The sequence below is a fragment of the Ancylobacter sp. WKF20 genome, from assembly GCF_029760895.1.
Taxonomy (GTDB): Bacteria; Pseudomonadota; Alphaproteobacteria; order Rhizobiales; family Xanthobacteraceae; genus Ancylobacter.
Window position 1 is genome coordinate 4,150,636 of record NZ_CP121679.1, and the last position, 20,056, is coordinate 4,170,691.

At 63.4% G+C, this 20,056-nt stretch carries 16 protein-coding genes and 1 pseudogene; 11 read left to right on the forward strand and 6 right to left on the reverse strand.

Features of this window, described 5'->3' with window-relative positions; translation table 11 throughout:
* Positions 1 to 153: 153 nt before the first annotated feature.
* The gene (locus tag AncyloWKF20_RS19190; RefSeq protein ID WP_279315546.1) at positions 154 to 912 is read left to right on the forward strand and encodes a 3-deoxy-manno-octulosonate cytidylyltransferase; all 759 of its coding nucleotides are present in this window, start codon (positions 154 to 156) and stop codon (positions 910 to 912) included.
* A 44-nt stretch (positions 913 to 956) separates the two neighbouring features.
* On the forward strand, positions 957 to 1,808 hold the full coding sequence (locus AncyloWKF20_RS19195) for an FkbM family methyltransferase (RefSeq protein ID WP_279315547.1): 852 nt from the start codon (positions 957 to 959) through the stop codon (positions 1,806 to 1,808).
* A 134-nt stretch (positions 1,809 to 1,942) separates the two neighbouring features.
* Here the strand turns inward: AncyloWKF20_RS19195 and AncyloWKF20_RS19200 are convergent, their stop codons facing one another.
* From AncyloWKF20_RS19200 to AncyloWKF20_RS19215, 4 genes are read right to left on the reverse strand one after another with little or no spacing between them, the layout of a single operon-like run.
* Positions 1,943 to 2,155, reverse strand: a complete 213-nt coding sequence (locus AncyloWKF20_RS19200) for a hypothetical protein (protein WP_279315548.1) — start codon at positions 2,153 to 2,155, stop codon at positions 1,943 to 1,945.
* Complete coding sequence (locus AncyloWKF20_RS19205; protein ID WP_279315549.1) at positions 2,152 to 2,490, reverse strand: hypothetical protein; 339 nt, start codon at positions 2,488 to 2,490, stop codon at positions 2,152 to 2,154. The genes AncyloWKF20_RS19200 and AncyloWKF20_RS19205 overlap by 4 nt, the downstream gene beginning before the upstream one ends.
* Complete coding sequence (locus AncyloWKF20_RS19210) at positions 2,490 to 2,657, reverse strand: hypothetical protein (protein WP_279315550.1); 168 nt, start codon at positions 2,655 to 2,657, stop codon at positions 2,490 to 2,492. Before AncyloWKF20_RS19210 ends, AncyloWKF20_RS19205 begins: the two co-directional genes overlap by 1 nt.
* 25 nt (positions 2,658 to 2,682) lie before the next feature.
* Positions 2,683 to 3,012: a hypothetical protein gene (locus AncyloWKF20_RS19215; protein WP_279315551.1), complete on the reverse strand. Its 330-nt coding sequence runs from the start codon at positions 3,010 to 3,012 to the stop codon at positions 2,683 to 2,685.
* Here AncyloWKF20_RS19215 and dnaN point away from each other — a divergent pair.
* The 7 genes and pseudogenes from dnaN to AncyloWKF20_RS19250 all read left to right on the forward strand — a co-directional run bounded on the left by dnaN (position 3,002) and on the right by AncyloWKF20_RS19250 (position 11,760).
* A pseudogene (gene dnaN, locus AncyloWKF20_RS19220) lies at positions 3,002 to 4,149 on the forward strand (DNA polymerase III subunit beta). The gene AncyloWKF20_RS19215 and the pseudogene dnaN overlap by 11 nt on opposite strands.
* A complete protein-coding gene (locus tag AncyloWKF20_RS19225) occupies positions 4,149 to 4,364 on the forward strand; it encodes a hypothetical protein (RefSeq protein WP_279315552.1) in 216 nt (71 codons plus the stop codon). The pseudogene dnaN and the gene AncyloWKF20_RS19225 overlap by 1 nt, the downstream one beginning before the upstream one ends.
* A complete protein-coding gene (locus AncyloWKF20_RS19230; RefSeq protein ID WP_279315553.1) occupies positions 4,357 to 4,869 on the forward strand; it encodes a hypothetical protein in 513 nt (170 codons plus the stop codon). Before AncyloWKF20_RS19225 ends, AncyloWKF20_RS19230 begins: the two co-directional genes overlap by 8 nt.
* 34 nt (positions 4,870 to 4,903) lie before the next feature.
* The gene (locus AncyloWKF20_RS19235) at positions 4,904 to 5,326 is read left to right on the forward strand and encodes a thermonuclease family protein (protein ID WP_279315554.1); all 423 of its coding nucleotides are present in this window, start codon (positions 4,904 to 4,906) and stop codon (positions 5,324 to 5,326) included.
* Between the two features lies 1 nt (position 5,327).
* Positions 5,328 to 5,594, forward strand: a complete 267-nt coding sequence (locus tag AncyloWKF20_RS19240) for a hypothetical protein (RefSeq protein ID WP_279315555.1) — start codon at positions 5,328 to 5,330, stop codon at positions 5,592 to 5,594.
* Positions 5,591 to 6,676 (forward strand): site-specific integrase, encoded by a 1,086-nt coding sequence (locus AncyloWKF20_RS19245; protein WP_279315557.1) that lies wholly within the window; start codon positions 5,591 to 5,593, stop codon positions 6,674 to 6,676. The genes AncyloWKF20_RS19240 and AncyloWKF20_RS19245 overlap by 4 nt, the downstream gene beginning before the upstream one ends.
* Positions 6,677 to 6,909: 233 nt before the next feature.
* Positions 6,910 to 11,760: a hypothetical protein gene (locus tag AncyloWKF20_RS19250; RefSeq protein WP_279315558.1), complete on the forward strand. Its 4,851-nt coding sequence runs from the start codon at positions 6,910 to 6,912 to the stop codon at positions 11,758 to 11,760.
* Positions 11,761 to 12,524: 764 nt separating this feature from the next.
* Here the strand turns inward: AncyloWKF20_RS19250 and AncyloWKF20_RS19255 are convergent.
* Entirely contained in the window at positions 12,525 to 13,382 is an 858-nt protein-coding gene (locus tag AncyloWKF20_RS19255; protein ID WP_279315559.1) for a LysR substrate-binding domain-containing protein, read from the reverse strand.
* A 150-nt stretch (positions 13,383 to 13,532) separates the two neighbouring features.
* Between AncyloWKF20_RS19255 and AncyloWKF20_RS19260 the strand changes: the two genes are divergently transcribed.
* Together AncyloWKF20_RS19260 and AncyloWKF20_RS19265 are read left to right on the forward strand one after the other, a co-directional pair.
* On the forward strand, positions 13,533 to 14,390 hold the full coding sequence (locus AncyloWKF20_RS19260; RefSeq protein ID WP_279315560.1) for a DMT family transporter: 858 nt from the start codon (positions 13,533 to 13,535) through the stop codon (positions 14,388 to 14,390).
* A gap of 612 nt (positions 14,391 to 15,002) precedes the next feature.
* Positions 15,003 to 17,078, forward strand: coding sequence for a hypothetical protein (locus AncyloWKF20_RS19265; protein WP_279315562.1), 2,076 nt, complete (start codon positions 15,003 to 15,005; stop codon positions 17,076 to 17,078).
* A gap of 253 nt (positions 17,079 to 17,331) precedes the next feature.
* On the opposite strand, the gene AncyloWKF20_RS19270 is transcribed toward AncyloWKF20_RS19265, so the two are convergent.
* Entirely contained in the window at positions 17,332 to 19,569 is a 2,238-nt protein-coding gene (locus tag AncyloWKF20_RS19270) for a hypothetical protein (protein WP_279315563.1), read from the reverse strand.
* Positions 19,570 to 20,056: the final 487 nt, after the last annotated feature.

Here is a 20,056-nt window from a genome sequence, read left to right on the forward strand (position 1 = left end):
TCTAATCAAAGAGCGAATCGTTGATGTGGGCGGGAAGCGTTATGACCTTATACTTTGCCCATATTGTCGGCATTTCAATGGTGAATACCGCACAAACGGGTTCATAACGACGCGGCGAGTGGATAGCGTACTCGCGACTAACTCGAATAACTGATGCCCTCTCATCGAGATCGTTTTGTGAATATTATCTTGATTCCGGCCCGCATGGCCTCGACCAGGCTACCCGGCAAGCCGCTGGCCGATGTCGGCGGCCGCCCCATGATCGTCGAGGTGGCGCGACGTTCCGCTGCAGCATGTGTCGGGCGCGTTGTGGTCGCCACCGACGATGCGGCGGTGTTCGCGGCTGTGGATGCCGCCGGATTCGAGGTGGTGATGACCCGCGCCGATCACGCGTCGGGCTCGGACCGAATCTTCGAGGCGCTCACCGCCATCGACCCCGAGGGCCGGGCCGGGCGCATCGTCAATGTGCAGGGCGACCTGCCGACCATCGACCCGGCGCTGATCCGCGCGGCGGTGGATCTGCTCGACGACGACGCCGTCGATATAGGCACGCTGACCGCCGAGATTACCGACCCGCATGAGCGCACCAACCCGAATGTGGTGAAGGTGGTCGGCAGCGCGCTGACCCCTGACCGGCTGCGCGCGCTCTATTTCACCCGCGCCACTGCCCCTCATGGCGAGGGCCCGCTGTTCCACCATATCGGCCTCTACGCCTATCGCCGCGCCGCGCTGGAGCGCTTCGTCAGTCTGCCGCCCTCGCCGCTGGAAAGCCGCGAGAAGCTGGAGCAGCTGCGCGCGCTTGAGGCCGGCATGCGCATCGATGTCGCCATCGTCGACACGGTGCCGCTCGGCGTCGATACGCCGGAGGATCTCGTCAAGGCGCGTGAGGTGATTGCAAACGTGCTTCGATAGGGGGATATCTCGCATCGCGTGTGCGGCCGAGCTTCGGAGGCGGAATGTTCTGGTGGAAATCGCGAATGGAGCGTTTGTTAAATGAGGTGCTCCCCTCAGAGCTGTTCGATATTCGGAGAGATGGCATCGGGTCAATCGAATTGGCTGGCCGAAGGCTCGATCTTGATCTGTCTCATGTTCACGAGCGCCGATATCTTGTTGATTACTTATTCAAGCGCTATAATCCAGACGTCGCGCTGCTTTCTGCGCTGATCAATACCGTAACTATAGCAGGTGATAGTGTCCTTGACGTAGGCGCCAACATAGGGCTTACGGCGTTGCTTTTTTTGGGGGGCGGTGCTCGGTCCGTAACAGCGGTAGAGCCAAAGCCTGACCTTTTCGAGAGGTTAAAGCGACTTGACCCGGCTGTAAGTGTTATTCCCTCTGCCCTAAACAATACGTCGGGCACGGTTCAACTTGCTGTGGCTGCTCACAACAACGAAACTCATACATTGATGAGTGGCCCTAGCCGGCCTCGTCCACCGGCTGCTGTTTCTGAGTATATCCCTGTAAGTGCAATGACTCTGGATGATGTTTGTCCAGAAGAGCATTTCAATATCTGGAAATTGTCAGTTGAAGGCGCGGAGGTGCGTATCCTTGATGGAGCTCGTGGCTCCTTTTATGCACGTCCTCCTCGGTGTATTATTGTCACTTCAGATCAAGATCGTATCCGTAAAATTGCAAAAATGTTGGCCCCGACTCACCCCTATCAGTATCGAGCGTTGTTGAGGTCTGATGCATGCTCACTGACCTTCGTCCCTGTGAGCCTTCCGCACGCGCACGTAACATTTGAACCAACCAAACAGATATTCGTGTTCATGTCGATCAGTGCCGATTCGAATCTATTGTTCCGATGACAAAAAGCCCCGCGCGCGCTCTTGCGAACGGCGGGGTAAGTCTCTGCGGCCAATTCGAGCGTGCCCGGACAGGTGGGCGCACCGCAGGTGCAGGGATCGGTTCCGGCGGCCATCCGCACGGTCGCGAGGATCTCTCAGAGTCCCTGTCGCTCCAGATGATCGAGGAAGTGTGCCGGACCGGTCGGCGGCGCGGCCTTCCGGACGCGGCGCACCTCCCGCAGAATAAGCCTGGCGCGCTCCTCCCACTGGTCTGGCGTGCCGATGCCAGACCAGCCCGGCCCGCTTATGAGCAGGCGGTCGACGGGGCCGTGATACGCTGCGCTGAAACCGGCGAGCTCAGTGGTCAACTGATCCTTAGCCAATGCCGCACCCAATTGACTGCGAGATCGCCCGCATAGACAAGCACCCCGCCGATCGACATCCCGCCCATGGCGACGAGCGCGAGGAATCCCACCCCGATCGCCTTCATGCGCTTGAATTCGTCGGTCTGCGGCTTGATGTCGTCGGCAAGGGCCCGCTCGATGGTATCGAACCGCGCTTCGCTCTTGTCCCGGTGCTGCGCTGAGACGGCCACGTCGACCGCGACGGCGGTCTTCAACCCGGACACTTCGTCGCGAAGCACCTCTTGAGCCCGTAGCACATCGCGCAGCAGGCCGATCACCTGGTCGTTGCTGTCGCCCATCAGCGTGCGCCCTCATAGCCAATCTTAACCTCGCCATACCAAGCGCGGCCCTGTTCAAGCCGCCCGTTCGCCAGAGCGAGGGCGCTATAGGTCCGCGCTAGCGCGACGCGTGCATCCATGCCGGCGGCGATCTTGGGCGAGGTGACAGGCGCCAGCCATTCGGGCACGGCGGGGAGCGTGACCGGCGTGGGCTTAGGGCTTGCCGCCGAGCACGCCGCGCAGGTCAGCAGCAGAGAGAGCGCAGCGGCTATCCGCAGGGCGCGCGGCAAGTTCGGCCTCATAGGCGTCGATCCTGTGCTGGTTGGCTTCGAGGGTTTCGTCGAGGATCGCAGCCCGGCGCGAGGCGTCGGAAGCGGCCTCGGTGACGGCAGCGAGGTCGCGCTTGACCGCAGCGAGCTCCTGCCGCAGCGCATCGGCCTCACACGCCGCCTGCGCGCCGGCATAGCCGCCGAGATAGCAGGCGTAGCCGATTAGGCCGCCCGGCTCTTTCCCTTCAAACCCGGATGCCCCGATGAAACTCACCCTCGAACGCGCCCCCTTCCTCGCCGCCTCGCCGCGCTCGGCCGCGCCTCGCGGGTCGTCGAGCGGCGCAACACCATCCCGATACTGGCAAACCTCCGCCTCAAGGCGGAAGGCAGCCGGCTCATCATCACCGCCACGGATCTCGACATCGAGATCACCCAGAGTCTGTGGGAGGAGGCGGTGCAGGTCGCCACGCTGGGCGAGATCACCGCGCCCGCCCACACGCTGCACGAGATCGTCAAGAAGCTGCCCGAGGGCGCGCAGATCCAGCTTGAAGTCACCGGCGACCGCAGCACCCTCACGGTGCGCGCCGGCCGCTCGCGGTTCTCGCTGCAGACCCTGCCGGTGACCGACTTCCCGGACCTCACCGCCGCGCCCGCGGGCGCGAAGCTAGCCTTGCCCGGCAAAGCCTTCGCCGAGGCGCTCGGCCGGGTGGAGTTCGCCATCTCCACCGAGGAGACGCGCTACTACCTCAATGGCATCTTCATCCACCGGGCCGCGCTGCCGGAAGGCGATCACCGGCTGACGCTGGTGGCGACGGATGGGCACCGCCTCTCGCTGGTGCGCCTGCCGGGCGACGCCGCCCCGATCCCCGAGGAGATGCCGGGCGTAATCCTGCCGCGCAAGGCCGTCGGCGAGGTGAAGCGGCTGGCGGAGGAGGCGGGCGCGGACCCGCTGCACATCGAGGTGTCCGCCACCAAGCTCGCGGCCGAACATGGCGGCGTGCGCGTCGTCACCAAGCTGATCGACGGCACCTTCCCCGATTATGGCCGCGTCATCCCGTTCGGCAACGCCAGGCTCGCCACCGCCGCGCGCGCGGAGCTCGCCGCCGCCGCCGACCGCGTCGGCACCCTGTCGCGCGATCGCGGCAAGGCCGTGAAGTTCATCTTCGGCTCCGGCGGCCTTGTGCTGGAAGCCACCAACCCAGAATCCGGCTCGGCGCGCGACGAGATCGACTGCGCCTTCACCGATGACGAAATCATCATCGGTTTCAACGGCCGCTATGTCGGCGATGTGCTCAAGGCCGACGACGCCCCGCAGGTCGAGATCGCGCTGAACGATCCCGGCAGCCCCACCATCTTCCGCCGCCCCGGCTCCACCGACGCCCTGTGCGTCCTCATGCCGATGAGGGTCTGATGATGAACCAGACCTGCAACAGCTGCATTTGGTGGCACCCGAACGATGCCACGCGCGAGCAGGGCGCCTGCCGCCGCCGCGAGCCGCGCCTCGTGCTCTCCCGCCAGTCCGATGCCCGCAGCGCCGTCTGGCCGCCCGTGGCGGCCGACGCCTGGTGCGGCGAGTACCGCCACAACCCCAACACCCCGCAGCCGGAGGGCCGCGCCGATGTCTGACACCGAACGCCTGTGCTGGGCCGCCTTCGTTGCCGACGAGATCATGCCGACGGGCCTTGCGCACCCCGACAAATGGATTGCCGGGCGCTGTGAGGCCGGGTGGATCATCGGCCCCAAGGCCCGGCGGGAGCGTATCGATTATGGCTGCATGATCGTGCAGCCGGGCGCCGAGGTTCTGTTCATGTGGCATGAGCCGCGCGGCGCGCGCGACATGCTCGTCAAGGGCGATGGCACGTACCGCCTTGTCGGCTTCGATCCCGGCGACTGGACGGGCGTCTATGATGCGGCCGCCCTTGAGAACCTCGCTGACACGCTGGAGGAGTTCGCGCGCGGCTGCGTCGATCTCTATGAGATCGCGCCCGATGACGAGATCGCCGTCGAGGCCCGGTTCAGCAAATGGACCGAGGAGCGTTTCTGGCTCGAAGTGAGGGATAACACGCCGCGCTTCGTTACCGTGGCCCCCAAGGGCGCCATGGTCAGCGCCGCGCCGGAGGGCCCGGCCTGAACCTCCTGGCTCGTTGCCGTCGAAGGTGTTCTCAATGTTTCGCTATATCGTAGCCCCCGCCTTTGCCGCTCTTCTGCTCACCACTCCGGGAGCGGCTGACATCTATGTGCTGGACGGCGATACCATTGTCGTCGACCGGGAGCACATTCGCCTGGTGGGGTTCAATGCGCCCGAGACGCGTAACGCGCAGTGCGAGGCGGAGCGCGAGCTCGGCTATCACGCCAAGGCGCGGCTGCACGAACTGCTCACCGCCGCCTGCGGCCCGCTGGCGCGCGCACCGGCCGCGTGCCTCAGGCTCGAACGGCTGCCAGCGCCTGATCGCTACGGCCGCTCGCTCGCCCGCCTCATCGTGCAGGGCAGGGACGTAGCAACAATCCTCGTCAGTGAGGGGGTGGCGGAACCCTATGACTGTCCCGCCGGCCATTGTCCCCGCCGGCGCAACTGGTGTGGAGGGTAGGATGGTTGAACCCCGCGCGCGTCGCGCTGAGATCCTTCCTCCGTCGCTACCGCCGCGCGGGCTCTCCCGTGTCGTCGCCGCGGCATACATCGGCATCTCCCCACCCCTGTTCGATGAGATGGTGCGGGATGGGCGCATGCCCTCGCCAAAGCTGATCAACTCACGCATCGTGTGGGACCGGGTGGCACTCGATCGCGCCTTCGAGGCGCTGCCCCAGCGCGATTCCGGTTGTGATCCGGATTCCGATGGATGGGCGGACTACCAGTGACCGCGCTGCGCCTGAAATACGTCGACCGTTTCGTCGACCGGAACGGAATAGCCCGACACTATTTCCGCCGGCCAGGAGGCAAACGCACGCCCCTGCCGGGCCTGCCAGGCTCTGCCGAGTTCATGGAAGCTTATCGCCTCGCTCTGGCTGACGACACGCCGGAACCGAAGAAGCAGCGCGGCGCTGAGGGATCGCTCGACCGCCTCCTGGGCGAGTATTTCGCCAGCCCGGATTATCTGCGTCTCGCCTCTTCGACCCGCAGCGCCTATCGCCGGGTGATGGAGCGTTGGCTGGTCGATGAGAAGATCGGCCATCGCCCCGCGCGCGGGCTGCAGCGCGAACATGTGCTGAAGATGATCGCGAAGCGGGTTGAGACGCCCGGTGCGGCGAACGATCTGCTGAAAAAGATTCGTGTTCTCATGCGATTCGCCATCGATCTTAAATGGCGACGTGATGATCCCACGGTGCGCGTGAAGCGCTACGCTAGCTCGGAGTTCCACACATGGACCGAGCCGCAGATTGCCGCCTATGAGAAGAAGTGGGCGGTCGGCACCAAGGAGCGGCTTGCTTTCGCGTTGTTGCTCTACACCGGTCAGCGGCGGAGCGACGTGCCGCGCATGTCCTGGCGCGACATAGACGACGGCCTTATCCGCGTCGTGCAGCAAAAGACGGGCGCAAAGCTCTGGATCCCGATCCATGCCCAGCTGCGCGCGGTGCTCGCGGCGCAGCCGAAAGAGCACGTTTCCATCCTGGTGACGGAATACGGCAAGCCGTTCAGCACGGCCGGCTTCGGCAACTGGATGGCCGAGCGAATCGAGAAGGCTGGTTTGCCGACGGAGTGCGTCCCGCACGGCTTACGAAAAGCCGCGGCACGCCGCCTGGCCGAAGCCGGCTGTTCGGCGAACGAAATCGCCTCGATAACCGGCCACAAGACGCTGGCCGAGGTCGAGCGCTACACCCGAGAAGCGGACCAGAAACGCCTTGCAAAGGCCGCGATGCACCGGCTTGCGGAACAGGATCGGAACAGAAATTCCCAAACGGAGGTCGACGATTTGGGAAAAACCCGAAATTCGCGAGATTAATCAACGCGAAAAATCAAGGGTGGCTGCGCCCTAGGGGAGTCGAACGCCGCTCTAACCTGAATCTTCGCTTCCGTAGGGAAAGACCGAGTTTCGACAAAGACGGCGCGCCATTGGCGAACGGTAGAAAGCGCGGGCTTGTGGACCTTGGCTGTTCCGATACCGACGATCTCTCCCTACATTCATCGCCAATGTCGAAAACCAGACCCTCCACGCCCAAGGTGAAAGCGCCGCGAATGCTTGCGACTGGCGGCGGCAACGCGACTGCGTCCGGCGTGAACTTCCAGCAGAGCCTTGGTGGGCTGTTCGGGCTCTGGATGCTGACTGAGACGCCGATCGACCCGCGCCTTCAACTCGGCAGCGCCATCGTCACCAGCATTCGCATGGAAACCGAGGCGCCCCTGGACGACACCTTCGCCGCGACGAGCGACGGCGGTGTCATTTGTGGCCAAGCCAAGAACACCCTCTCTCTGTCCGAGATCCTCGAAAGCGAGTTCGGAAAGACGGTCGATCAGATCGTGCGTCAGTTCCGGCTCTGCCGTGACGGTAAAGGCGACCTCGGATGGAACCGGCCGCTCGACCCGTCCAAAGATCGATTGCTGATCGCCGTCGGGCCCGGCTCGCCGGCGACCACCCGCGTCAACCTGGCGAAGGGCCTGGAGGCCCGACGGCAGCCCGGCGCACCGGTGCTCACGGCTGGCGAGACCACGGCGCTCGCGCAGTTCGACACCTGCGTCCGCCTCGCCTGGGCCATCGCCGCGCCGGGCGAACCGCTGACTGAAGACGTCCTCCTTTCGATTTCGCGCCTCACCTATGTCTATACGATCGACCCTGAAGGTTCCGACCGAACCGCTTGGGCCGCCGCCTTGGGGTCAGTCCTGAAGGCGCCGGCGGACGCCCCGACGGTTATCAACTTGCTGGAGCGGGTCGCAGGAGACCTGATGGCTGCGCGCGGCGGCCGAACCCTTCACGCACTCCGCACCGACCTGATGGCCCGCGGCGCCCAGCTCGCGGCTCGGCCCGACTATCGCAAAGATATCGCAGCGCTTACGGCCTACTCGCTGCAAACCGAACAGACCTTAGCCGGTTTGGAGGTCGTTGAAGCCGAGACGGGTATGCCCGTCGGCATTGCTCGCCACTGCCAGGCTGCGGTCAATGCGGCGGCACTCAGCGGCGACCTGTTGCTGATCGGTGAGCCCGGCGCCGGCAAAAGCGCGGTGATTAACGCCCTCGGGCGTGCCCTTCGCGCGAAGGGCAACGACGTGGTCCAGATGGCGGTCGACCGGTTCTCAGTCGAGTCGCTGGAAGGTCTGTCTCGCGCCCTCGGTCTGGAGCATGATCTGCCGGCGGTGCTGGGTGCGTGGGACGGGCCGGAACCCGCCTTCCTCTTGATCGACGCGCTGGACGCGAGTCGCGGCGGATCGGGGGAGGCGGCGTTCAAGCGGCTCGTCGAGTCCGTCGTGGAACTGGGCGGGCGATGGACCGTGATCGCTTCCATTCGGACGTTCGATCTGCGGCTGGGACAGAATTTCCGAAGCCTCTTCGGGGGAACACCCCCTGACAGAGCCCTCCAAGGTGACGGGTTCGCCAACGTGCGGCACGTTCAGGTGCCGCCCTGGTCCGAAAGCGAATTCGCGGAATTGCTCGCCAGGGCGCCGCGGCTGGCGGACGTGCTCCAGAACAGCACCGCCAAGCTGCGGGAGCTGGCCATGGTGCCGTTCAACACCCGCCTTCTCGCCGATCTGGTCGCGACCGGCACCATCAGCCAAGACTTTTGGGCCATCGACTCCCAGATCACGCTGCTGAACCTCTATTGGGACCGCCGCGTGCGGGACCACGGGGTCGCAGCCGAGGTTTGCCTGCGTTCGGTCGTCGAGGACATGGTCGCCAACCGCGCCTTGAGGGCTCAGCGGGTTAAGGTGGCCGCCGCCAACCCCGCCATCCTGGACACCTTGACCGGCGAGGGCGTGCTGGTCGTCACCAACGGCGAGCGATCGGTCCAATTCCGGCACCATCTTCTGTTTGACTACGTCGCCAGCCGCGTGTTCCTCGACCCCGATGGCGTCGTTGACGGCAGCGCGACCTTCCCCAAGGCGGAAGGGCTTGGTCTCGTCCTCGCCCCCGCCATGGGCTTTCTGCTTCAGTCACTCTGGGCTGAAGACGCCGATCACAATCGGTTCTGGACCGCGGTCAGCAACCTCTTGGGCCGCGCGGACTGCGATCCGGTGATCCGCAGCATCGCCGCTCGAATGGCGGCCGAACTGCCGACGACCACCGGCGACATCGATGCCTTCGCAAAGGCGATCGGCGCGGAAGTGGCTCCCGCCGTCGCCGCCCTTCCCCACGTCGCCGGTGCCATGGCGGTTCGGCTTGAGGATGAGCCCGGGATTCCCCTGGCGCCGTGGGTTCATCTCCAGCTTCAGCTGTCAAGGAGGCCAGGGTCAAACGCCGGCGTGCTGCGAATGATGGCGTACATGCTGACCGAGCGCGTTCAAGATCCGGCCTTGCGGGCGGATATGGGATCGGCGGTCAGGGCGCTCCTAGCCCACGGCTACACCTTGGACGACACGCAAAGCTTAGCCACCCCCGCGATCGGCTTCGTGGCTGATACCATCGCGACAGACGTGGACGCATCCGTGGCCTTGCTGCGTGCGGCGCTGACCGATGATCGCTTCGACCGATTTGCGCCCCAGGAACTGCCCGCGCTGGCGCGGAAGATCGACGCCATCGCCAAGGCCTCGCCGGCATTCGCGGCGGAAATCTACGAGAGCGCCTTCGCGCGCCAGGTAAGCGACGACCGTAAAACCTCCATGGGCAGCGGTCGAATTCTCAACCTGACCTCCAACGCCCGGCAGGACTTCGAGTCATCGCGGTGGTCACTCAAGGAATACTTCCCTCGGTTCCTAGACGCGTCGCCGGTCGCGGCGACCCAAGCTTTGCTGGTAGCGCTCGCTGGTTACGTTGCGCGCGCGCACTCCCTTTCAGAAGGGGTGAACCCGCTCCAAGTCAATGTCGCTGGTGATGTGGTGCATCTCCGGCAGGACCTCAGTTACATCTGGGCCCATGAGGTCCACCCTAAACACGCCCACGACGCCGACGCCCTGTTGTCGCAATTCGAGACCTGGCTCGAGACCGGCGACGAGGCGGGGGTTTTGGCATCGGTCGAACATGCTGTGCGCGAAGGCAGTCTCGCCGTCATGTGGTCGCGACTCTTCATGGCGGCTACGGCCCGGGGCGGCGCCCTGGCTGAACGGCTACTTCCGTATGCAGCGCGACCCGAGTTCTTGATCACACCCGACACGCGCAAGGACTCCATCGACCTCTTGGCGGCTCAATATGATGGGCTATTGGTCGAAGCGCGCGAAGCGCTTGAGGGCGAGCTCGTCGATCACCCCTTCGACGATTTTCTCCACCCGAAGGCCGCGAAAGAGGGGTTTCTCCGGCGTCTCTTCGCCACCATCGGCGCTGAACGCCTGACGACTCAAGCAGCCCGCGACATCCTGGCCGCGGCTCCTGAGACCGAGATTGCCAACAACCGGCTCCACAAAGTCGAGGTCAGCTGGGGCAAGGCCGACGACGATTTCTACTGGCTCAGCGAGGAGAACAAGGCGAACCCAATCGTACGCGAGACCGGCGCAGAGCTTGACCGGGCTCGCCGCGCACTGGGCTTGGAAGGCGACCGCAAGGGTCCCGTCGAGTCCGTGACCGAAGCACTCGCAGCGCTGACGGCGCTCAAGGCCCGCTTGGACAGCGGCGCCATCCCAGACGACTCCCTAGTGCACCGAGCGGAGGGCACGTTCGCGGAAGGCGTTCATAAGGTGGTCAACTCCAGCCACGTGTCGGCTGACACGCCGGCGGAGTTGATCGACCAACTCCTGAGCTGGATCGAGTACGCCAGCCATCTCAAAAATCCGGAGGTCGAGGACGATACCGAGGCCAAGTTCGAGGAATTTTCGAGTTGGGGTTCGCCCTCGGCGAGGCTTGAGGCGGCGGAAGCGGCGCTCGACCTTTGCCTGAAACGGCCTGAGGTTTACCCAGGGCTGGAGCCGGTGATTGACCGCGTCTTAGCCGATCCCCATCCCGCCGTTCGCTTGAGCGCCGCCCTTCATTTGATCCGTATCTGGGAGATGGATCGCGCGGGATTCTGGGCGCGAGCGACCCGTCTGGTCGAGGTCGAGGAAAATCGGAGCGTTCTGGATAGCTACGTCTGCAACTGCTTGAGCAACATCCAATGGCAGGAAGCAGCGCGTCCGGTTGCCGACCTCATCATGATTTTGATTGAGCGGTGCCCGGCAAGCGACCGGCGCAACGCGACGATCCGCGGACATTTGGTTCAGATGACACTCCAGTTTTGGCTGCGGTTCGGCTTCACGGACGCCGAGGAGCATGTCCGAGGCTGGTTTGCACAGACGGTCGACAACGTAGAAGAGGTCCGCGATGCGATTCAGTGGATGCGGGCGGCCTACACGGCCGGCTTGCGGGGCCCGGAGGATCCAGACCCGGCTCGAGATCGAGCGACGGCCATCGAGTTGACCATCCAGGCGGTTTCTCAGGCGGGCGACTTCCTGACCCACTATGCCACGCTCTCAGCTCCCACCGAGGCGGAGATTGAGCGCGCCCGGAGCGCGATGAATATCATCGATACCGTCTGCCAGCAGCTCTACTTCAGCTCGGGCGCGTTCCAACATGGGGACCGGACCCCCCCACCGACAACAGTGGAAGGCTCCGCTGTTTTCCTTCACGAGACGGCGCCCATCCTGCGCCAGCCCGGCGAACACGGCGGGCCGCACACGGTCTACTATCTGATCCAGTTGCTGGCGCACCTGGTCGAAGCCGATCCCGCCGGCGTGTTCGATCTCATCGCCTTCGCCGTTCTCAAGGGCGGGCAGCAAACCGGCTACCAATTCGAGAGCTTGGCGGCGGACCTCATGGTGAAGCTGGTCGGGCGCTACCTCGCCGACCACAAGGAAATCTTCGACGATCCGCAACGACGAACCGCGCTCGTCGACACGCTGGAAGTGTTCGTTGCGGCCGGCTGGCCATCAATCCGTCGGCTCTTCTATCGGCTTCCAGAGCTGCTGCAGTAGACGATTATCGTTCATCACACTGCGCTGAGATTGGGATAACGGCCACACACTGTGCGGCCCTAGTTGCGGGCTCGCATGGCGCGAATGTCCGGTTAGCGGCTTATTCCCAAAGACCGCTTCTGGCGCATCCATGACCTGTACAGCGGTAAGCAGCAGCGTCTGCTTTCAGGAAATCGCAGGTCCGATCTCTACGGCCGAGATGGTGGCGCGTTAGGGTCGACGCGCAACGGCGACTTGAACTGCAGCTATCTCGGAAGCGCTGACTAGAGGCGGACGGTCAGTTCCCCACCCCCAGGCGGTCATTGCCGCGGGAGATCGCTTTCACAAGCGCGACGGCGCAATCGGGGCCGGGAGGAGACTGTCAGCTTTTAGGAATAGGGCGCGGGAAAGTAGACATAACGCGCGCGTTCAACACGATCTTGATTTCGAGTCTTGCTCGGTGGGCCGCGTCCGACGATGATGATCACTACGTCTACGCTATAGCACGCTAACGCCGCACGTTTCCCGGATTAGCCAAAAAAGAGGCCGTATTGCTGATGAGCGGATAGGGTGGTTTCGGCACCGCCTCGAATAGCAAATTTTGCGAGAAGCCATAGCGCTCGAGAAAAGAAGTAAATTATGACGTAATCGCAGGCATGATTGACTTCCTGCCTTTTGCCTCCGCTTGCGTCAGCTCCGTCGTGTGTCTGATTTTGAACAAGCCCGTATCGCAGACTTCGTCGGCGCGGCGCGGGTCACCGTCGGCTTAGCTGGTTCTGTCGTAGCTATCCCTTCTGCGAAAGCTCGCGATGCAGGAAATCATTCAGGCGTTCGACCGCCACGGTTGGCGCGGTCGGATTTCGCAATATGCCGATCTCCAGATCGTCCAACGCTGGAAGCCCTTCCTTGTCGCCAATGATGCGCAGTGATGGGGGCACGCTGCACAGCGCAAGGCCGGCGACCGCAAGACCAGCCTGCACAACCGCGACAAGTCCAAGCAGACTGGCACTGGAATAGGTGCTGCGATAGGCGCGCCCGTTGTCCCCAAGCGTCTTCAGAAGTTTGATCCTGGCCGTGCAGCCGGATTCGAACAATGCCACCGGAAGAGGATCGACCTCCCAGGGCGCATGGTTTGGCGAGGCAACCCAGACGAACCGCTCCTGCCGGACGACCTTCACCGGCTGATCGGGAAGCCGGGTTACGATCGCGAGATCCACCCGTCCATTCTCGACGGCCTTCGTCAATGCAGCCGATGGCTCGCAGACCAATTCCACCGTGACCAAAGGATGCTCAGCCCCGAATCTTGCCAGCACAGGCGGGAGCAGGAAGGCCGCATAATCGTCGGGAACACCGAGGCGGACGCACCCGGTTTCTTCCGGGCGGCTGATGCTGGTCCAGGCCTCGTCCGAGAGTTTCAACAACCGGCGGGCATAGATCAGAAGGTCCGCGCCGGCTGTGTTCGGGACGACCGCTTTCGGACCCCGGACGAGGAGTTGTTTGCCGACAGCCTGCTCCAGCCGCTGCATCTGCATGCTCACGGCGGACTGGCTGCGTCCGATCCTTGGAGCGGCATTGGAGAAGCTCCCCGTTTCAGCGACGGCGATAAAAGTCTTCAGGAGATCAAGATCGAGGGGCGATGGCATAACGCTATCAGTATATCGAATAGGGATGGACAAATCTATTCGTTTGATTGGAGGCGGCCATATCGCGCAATACTCCTTTTGCTTCAAGAAAGGGGTTCCATGGGACAAACGGCGACAGTCCGATTTCCAGCAGCCAGTCTGGCATTGGCCATGGCCATCATCGGGACCGTTGGGGCCTTTGCGACGGAGGCGGGTCTCGATCCGATTACGACCGTCTTCTGGCGCTGCGCATTCGGGGCCGCGTTTCTTGGAATTTGGTGTCTGTGGCGCGGCGACCTTCCGGATCGCAGCCTTTCCTTCACAAGACTGGCCATCGCAGCGCTCGGCGGCGTCTGCATGGTGTTGAGCTGGACGGCTTTCTTCGCCGGCTTTGCCATGACCTCAATCGCCACGACAACCATAGTCTACCATATCCAGCCGTTCTTCGTGGTTCTGATCGGCGTCCTCTTCCTCAAAGAGCGGATCACGCTCGACCAGATACTCTGGATGGCCGGCGCTTTCGGCGGCGTCGTGTTGGCCAGCGGATTTGTGGTCTCGCCCGCACCGATCAGCCAAACATGGGCGCTCGGGATCGGACTGACACTGGGAGCCGCGCTGCTCTACGCCATCGCAACAATTCTCGCCAAAGGACTCGGCGAACAACGGCCGGAGATCACGACGCTTTGCCAGACTGTCGTCGGCATCGTGCTGCTTGCGCCATTTGCCGATCTTGTCCGGCCTGTCTCCCTGTCCTCCTGGGGGTGGCTGGCAGGAATCGGCGTCCTGCACACGGGCATCGCCTATGTGCTGATGTACTCCGCCTATCCCCGGCTGACGACGCCGGTCATTGGCGTGCTGACTTTCATCTATCCGTTGGTCGCCATCGTCATTGATTGGGCCATCTACGATCACCCGCTCGGGGTCGCGCAGGCAGCGGGCATGATCCTGATCGCGCTCGGAACCTTGGGCGTCCGACTGGGCTGGCGCTTACCGATCCGCAACGCTTCGTCAGCCTCAAGGCCTCGGTAAATCTCTACCCCCGATCGAAAAACGGGGCCTCGCGATCAGTCCTGTCGTCGTCGCATCGACGTTCTTAACGACACTTCGCGTTAACGCTAACGGAACGTCATCGAAGGCGTGCAGGACGCAATGAAGGTGGTCCATGCAGCAATCGCGCGCAATATCGCACTATGGCGTCGAATCGACGGGGCTGGCGGGCCGCGAACAATAAAGATGGGAACTACGTCTACGCCATAGCCACCTGAGACGCGCTACGGCTCTCTAATGCGGTGGGTTGGCCGTGCCGGAATGGATGGAATTGGACGAAGATAAGGTCGGCTCTCAATCCTAGCGATGGCATGGACGGGCCGTCTACGGTCCGGCGCTTCTAAGCGGTGAAGCTTGGAAGCCATCGTTGCAGAGCCGGTTCAAGCCCAGACGCTACCTTCGCTGGGCATAGCATAGGTACCGCTCGCAACGTTGCACGTGCCGTAGCAATCCGGCACGAGACGCGAATGTTATCGGAAACAGCGATTTGTCTGGTAGCTTGACGATGGCATCCATCCTCATTCGGCATTGAGCGACGGGCACTTGCAATCTTGCAGGATTTCGTGCCGGTAAGCCTGTCGCAAAGGGGGCTTCATGTTCGATATCGCAGCAGGCTGGATGGCGCGGCTAGGGTCGGCGATCATTCCCGACAAAAGCAAGGAGCCCGGATGGATCGTCGACAGCCAAGTCGACCAGGCGTTTGTGGAGCCAACACTCAAGATCTTGCAGGGTGATCCCACCACCGCCCGTATCTTGATCATCGCAGCGCCCGGCGCAGTGGGCAAGAGCACCTATGCCCGCTCCATCGGCGCCCGCGCGAATGCCGTACTCGTCGATCTCGCTCAGACCGAACCGCTGGGTGGCAACTTCTTCGTGGGCGGTATCGCCAATGCATTCGGCTACGAGGCGTTGGCCGACGTCGCCAACGGCCGGATTGCCCTTGTGGTGGATGCCCTCGACGAGGCTCAGTTGCGCTCGGGCAGCGAGGGGTTTTCTGCTGGCCTGCTCGATCTGTGCAAGATCGTTCAAAATTCCTCGGCCCTGCCGGCTACCCTTCTCGGCCGCGCGGCAGCGGCGGAAGAGGCGTGGCTGATTTTGAGCGAAGCCGGGCTCGATCCGTGCCTACTGCAGATAGACTATTTCGACGAAGAGCAGTCCAAGCAGGTCATCAGACGCCGGCTGCCAGTGATCGCTGACACCCGCGACGCGATGCGGACGGCTTTCGGCAAACATGAAGAGAAGTTCGTCGAACTCGCGCTCGCAACCCGCGAGAAGTTGACGAGCACGCCAAGCGGCAACGAACAGCGGTTCGCGGGATATGCGCCCGTTCTGGATGCCATCTGCACTTATGCGCTCGGCGAGGGCGACTTGAACCCTAGCACGCGACTATCGAACCTCGCCGCCGAGAGCGCAATCAACCTCATCGTCCAGATCGCGACCAGCATCCTGGAACGCGAGCAGACCAAACTCACCTCGCAGATCGAACCGCCGCCGGCGGGCATAGACCTGTCATCACTGTACACTCCGGACGAGCAGCTACGTAGGATTGCCGCGATCCTGCTTGGCTCTGATGCGCCTGCGGGCCTCTCGATCTCAGATGCTGCCTTCAGGCAGGTCTACGAAGGCATGGTCGCCGAGTTCACGCCTCAGCACCCGTTCCTCGATCCACGCGGCGGCCCCTCAAACGCGGCGTTCGCCGCTTATCTGCTCGTCTGGGCCATCACCACGGGAAGCGCAAAGCCGGATGCCCGACGGATGCTGGCATCGAATCCGACGTTCGGGTCCGGCCTGTTCTTCGAGATGTACATGAGCTGGCTCGGGCGTTCGGCCGAGAACCTGCTGGCGCTCGAGGATGTGGGGTCGCTCTACGGCTCGTTCGCGAGCCAGGCTGCACAGGGCGAGCGCCCAACGCTCGACGTGAGCGCCGAACCGGGCGACGCGACCGCCGACGTCGAGTTCGAGATGACACCTCCGGCTGACAGCTCGGTCGACGTCGGTAGGAGCTACGGACCCTACACAAGCGCAATCGACGGCATCCTCGAATTCAAGGGGCCTGTCGGCGGACTGCGAATAATGGCCCCCGTCTCGGTCATCATAGGCGACGGTCGCACGGCAAGCATCACCAGCCCGGTCGAAATCGACGTGGAAGGTTTCGAGATCGATGCGCGCGAGCTTCGCGTGTTCAAGTCGACCGTCGGCGATGATGTCGGGCTCGGGCGGGTGACGTTGGAGGCGCTCGATGCCTCCGTAGGACGTGTCGAACGCATCTTTCTTCATGGAGCGCAGTTGCAAGCCACCTTCCCCGGTGCCCGCGCTCATCCTTGGGCGGACTATGCCGTCAATAAGCAGGTGGCGCCAAACCCGAGGATCGCCTCCCTCAGGCGGCGCGCGCGCAAGGTACTCACTTCGTTCCGTTCGCACAGCAAGGGCGCTATGGTCCGCCTAGCCGCGAAGATCGAGCACGCGAGGATGATGAAGGAAGGGCAGGACGGGCCCCAACTACTTCAGCGGCTGCGCGATGACGGCATCTTGACGACGTTCGATGCCGGAAAATTCTACGTCTTGCATCCTGACAAGCTCGCCCAGCACTTCAATATGGATTACCAGGCGCTGCATCTTCAGCGCTGGACAGACGAGGCGGACGCCTATCTCTCATCGATCGGCGGGTAATGGTCGCCAAGACTGGGCGCGCGACATCGAGACGCTCCGCCCCGCTTGCGGGACGAACGCGGGAAACCAGCGCGGCGCTGCAATGCGCCGCGTGCGCAAGGGTATCTGCCGGATCGGAGGGGATTCGAACCCCTACATTGAAATTGTCTTTCGGCGTTTGGCGCGGCCATAAGCAATGTCCGTTTTCAGGAAGTCCCATTATTACGCGAACGACCGACATGGCGGCGCTTTGCTGACAAATCGAACCGTGTTCTCAATCTTGGAGTATCTTCGTCCTCCGCATTGTATCGCGGGCCACGTTGAAGAGCTTGCTAGCGCCCGCACGGTCGGTCGGCTTGTTGCTCAACCGGGCGATGAGCTCGGCTCGCGCTTCTATGACCCTGCTATCAGGGGCCACGCACCGTGCGGCGTGCATGAGCAGGTCGAAAGCACTCCTGACATCTGTCGCGCTTGGGAGCTCATCCAGGGCTTCCAGAGCCGCTACGGTGTCATCGAGGGCTCTTCGCTCAAGCCAGCTAGCCAAGGGGGCGTTGAGCTCACCGGAAGCTGACATCATCCTCGCGTGCCGGAGCAGGAGCTCTTTTGCCTGCCGCTCATACGTGGTGTGGAGAGCGAGGCGCAGATCCGCCGCCGCAGCCACAACCGAGGCATGCCACTCAGCATGCAGCGCCCGGTCGACCAAATCCCGCGCCTGATGTCGCCCAACAAGCGCTGCAACCCCAACAACTGACCCGAGAATCAAGGCGCCGGCGGGGCCGATGGCAATGAGGCCGATCAGGCTGCCGCCCAGCTTGCCCGCGGCGGCCAGGCCGCTGCGGATCGACAGGTCAATCAGCAGCCAGGAGGGAAGGTCGTTCAGCGGGATCTCGCCCTTCGCGGCTTTGATCCCGCCACGGCCGAGGCCGACGATGGCGGCGAAAAGGGGAAGGTCCGGCGACGCCAGCGCCTCGGCGGCGACAAGCGTTCTAGACACGAGTTCCTCCACCGTTCCCAGATCAAACCCGTCGACCGTGGTGACGCGATCGGCCCACCACTTGCCGCCAGCCACAGCCATCGCGGCCAGCTCGTTATCCGCAATGACGGGGATGTCCGGATAGGTCGCAAAATGGTGCTCGAGTAGCGACAGGCTGGTCCCGCATTTTACCTGCACCGGTAAGCCATCCACGATCAGGTCAAAGCCTGGCATTGTGCTGTTCGCGGCAAGTTCGACTGCGTGGCCCTCATCAATAAGCCGGGCCATGACGACCTGCTCTGCGGTGTAGCCCCTCAGTTGGATCCTAGCGCCGCTGGACATGAACGCGGAGACGTGGGCGGCCAAGTCGAGTGGACAGGTGAGCTCCAGCGTCCGCACGAAGTCGGCGGCTGAAAGCACCGTCGGATCGATCGCCGCCGCGTGGAACAACATGTCACCCGCCGTGAGTCCGCCGAGCACGACCTCATCGATCTCAGGTGCGCCTTTCCTCGGCTCCAGCATCTGGCCCCAGGATCCTGGGGGCGCCTGATGTGCCGGTGGAAGCGGCCTTCCGAGCTTCTGTTCAACTGCCTGGTGTTTTGCCCGGAGGTCGGTCAGCTGCTGGCGTGAAAGGTGCGGCAGCTCGGATGGGGTTAACCGAGGTAGGGCACGGAAAGCTGAAACCAGGTCGGCCATGCCGGCTTGGCGGTCCTGGAAGCCCCTGAGGGCGAGAAGCACCACCAGGCGGCTGGCCACCGTCGCCCGCACCGATATGGCCTGCCGTCCAAGCATGTACACGCCGGCGGCGCCTCCCGCCGCGAGGGTGACGGGATTGGCCATGACGGCAAGGAAGGACACCAGCGCAGGGCCGCTCACGAAGGGCAGGAATGCGGAGAGCTGTGCCGCAAGGATATACGGCGCAAAACCCGTCGCTCCAACCGTAGCCGCCGCGGCTGCCCAGCCGCCTCCCGCCGTAACCGCGGCGGCCATGCCTGTCTGGCCGGACTGAATGGCCGCAACAATAGCGGGGTCAGATATTGTCGCTGGCGAAATCGCAGCCAAGCCGCCCAATATCGCCTTCATTTCAACCGCGACTACGTCGGGGAAGGAGGGGGCCTTGTCAACGCGACTGCCGGTTAGTCCGCGTGCCAGATCAGCGACGCCGTCCCAGAGGCGGCGTGCAGAGGTCCGTTCATCTTGGCTTTGCTCTTCAGGGGACACACGCCCCAGCCGTTCCGCCGCGAGCACCCCCATGGCGGATGCGGCCTCGCGGGTCCGGCGGACCGAAAGCGGCAGGGGCACTGTGGCGCCGAGGGCGTCGCCAAACTCCATCCAAAGCCGATGCCGGAGGGCATCTGTCGGGGTGGGGCTTTCGCTCAGGCTTTCGGCGATCTGTGTCACCCGGACACTCGCTTCCGCGGTGTCGATGCCCAGTCTGCGCGTCACATCCGCCAACGTTCCTCGGGCAAGCTGGATGGCGCTGGTTACCTCCAAAATGGCGAGCAGTCCGCAGATTTCTTTTCGATCGGCGAGCCCCAAGCCTGCTGCAAAGCAGTCGGGGCTGATGGCAGGGGTCGCTCCATCCGAGATTGCATGCGTCATCGCCTGAGGGTGCCACAGTCCAGTGTGTAGAGCCTAATCCTAGATTGGAGCTGCGGGACAATTGCAGTCGCAGATTGCGGCCGCTCTCAGCGCGGAGCTCGGCGCATTGCCACATTGTCGACGGTTGTCGTCCCGATAGCTCCGCAATTCCTCCAGGCGCATGCCAGCCGCCCCGATTCCGTCGTCTTTGCTGACATCTAACGGCAGACGAAGGAAGGAAAGACGGTTGTTCCGTTCGAGAACCGTAACTTTCTGTGTCGTCTTGAGTATCAAGAGCCGCGGCCGCTTTCCGGCCTCGTCTGGCCCGACTGCCGCTGCAGCCAGGCGCGATTGATCAACGAAGGCGTGCCTAATCTTGGCGGTCAAGGTTGCGGTGGTTGCCCAGTGCCCCGAGCTGGTGACGGCTCTTCACGAGAGCATCGCA